Annotated in this window: 1 protein-coding gene; it reads right to left on the bottom strand. The window is 41.9% G+C overall.

Annotated elements, in window-relative coordinates; all coding sequences use genetic code 11:
* Positions 1-196: 196 nt before the first annotated feature.
* Positions 197-1,456 carry a multidrug effflux MFS transporter gene (locus L0G63_RS13635; RefSeq protein ID WP_301451141.1) on the bottom strand — a complete coding sequence of 420 codons (1,260 nt, stop codon included), beginning with the start codon at positions 1,454-1,456 and terminating at the stop codon, positions 197-199.
* Positions 1,457-1,688: the final 232 nt, after the last annotated feature.

The raw sequence follows: 1,688 nt of genomic DNA, 5'->3' as shown, positions 1-1,688 counted from the left end.
TGTCCATTAGCGACTACCACCTACTTTTTAGCATGAATTTTGTCCATTACACCTAATATTTATAGAACTTGAAGAAAATGCTTTATCAAAAAGAAAATCTTATATACAAATCAATAGCAGACATAAAAAAGCACCCATACGCTCTAAACGTATGGGTGCTTTTTATGAGTACTTAATTTACGATGAAACCTTATACTTACTCTGCATCGTCAAGATTTAGGTTACGGTCTATCTGCCAGATTAAAAACGCACCCAAGCTCATCAGGACAAAAAGTGCAATACCGATTTTTAACACTGGATTAAGAGGGAATAAGTTTAATAATAAACCACCAAAAATACCCACTGAAAACATCAGCGATCCTTGCAGCGCGCTTGCCATACCCGCACGCTGCTTTTGAAAAGCCAGCGCAATCGCTGAGGCGTTTGGCTGGGTCAATCCCAAGCCTGCAATACAAAAGAAAATACACGCCAGCACCAGTGGCAACCAAGCATCGGTCCCCAAAAATATACCGACAAAAAACAACGTGCCTGCAGAGAGCACCTGCATCATCGTCCCAAAGCGTAATATGCTCAAGATACGAAAGCGATTGGTCAACCATTGGTTCAACTGAGTCAAACCCACAAAGCCCGCCGCATTCATTCCAAACAGCCAGCCAAAGTGCGTCGCCGATACACCATAGGTATCCATGATAAGCTCAGAGGCTGAGCTGATATAGACGAACATCGCACCCATCAACAACCCTCCACCAATCGCTGGATAGTTAAAGGTTGGATCTTTTAATAAATCCCAATACTGACTAAGCACCTCTTTTGCAGGACGTAGGTTACGATTTTCTTCGGTCAATGTCTCAAAAAAGAAAAACTTAGTAAGCAATAAATTTAGGGAACCAAAAGCGGCCAAAAACCAGAAAATGGAATGCCAAGTAGAAAACTGTAGAAATAGTGCACCAAGCGACGGCGCTAATATGGGTGCTAAGCCCATCACCAAAATCATAATCGAAAAAGCTTTTGCGGTTTGCTTGGCTGTTAGACGATCTCTAATAGCCGCTCGGGTCACCACTGCCCCTACACAAGCGCCCAATGCCTGCATCGTTCGTCCTACAAATAATATGTACTCATTGTCAGTGGTCGCGCAGATAACAGAGGCAATAACATATAGTGTCATACCTATGTATAAAGGCTTAACACGGCCGACACGATCACTAAAAGGGCCATAAAATAACTGCCCGAATACCAAACCCAAAAAATACGCCGGCACAGAGTTGGCCATAAATGCGGTAGATACGCCAAAATCATCTGCCATTGATGGTAGCGCAGGCAGATACATATCAATGGATAACGGTCCTACCGCAACCATTAATCCCAGCATCATAATCCATGCAACAGGGAGATCAGCAGAACGTACTCGTTCGGAGGCGATAGGTTTATTTGGTAGAGAGGACTTTGGTGCAGACATAGTTAGACCGTTTTATATAGTGATGATTACTTTATTGCATTGACACTTGTCAGATAAATAGAGATAGCCAGATATTTTTAAAAACAATAGTGTATCTTTATCTGTATCTACGCAAGCGGACAATGTTATATCTTGCTATCTGACCGTATTTCAATAGCCATAACACGCGACTTAACAACTAGGGGCTGTATAGAATTGAGAAAACATTGAAAAAAATAAGCAACACCTTACT

The organism is Psychrobacter sp. (assembly GCF_030454045.1).
In the GTDB taxonomy this organism is placed as follows: Bacteria; Pseudomonadota; Gammaproteobacteria; order Pseudomonadales; family Moraxellaceae; genus Psychrobacter.
Note: the sequence above shows the minus strand (reverse complement) of the source record. Positions and strands in the feature narration are given on the sequence as shown.

Excerpts from the sequence above, each read along its gene's own strand:
- L0G63_RS13635 (WP_301451141.1), bottom strand. The coding sequence starts at position 1,456 with ATGTCTGCACCAAAGTCCTCTCTACCAAATAAACCTATCGCCTCCGAA.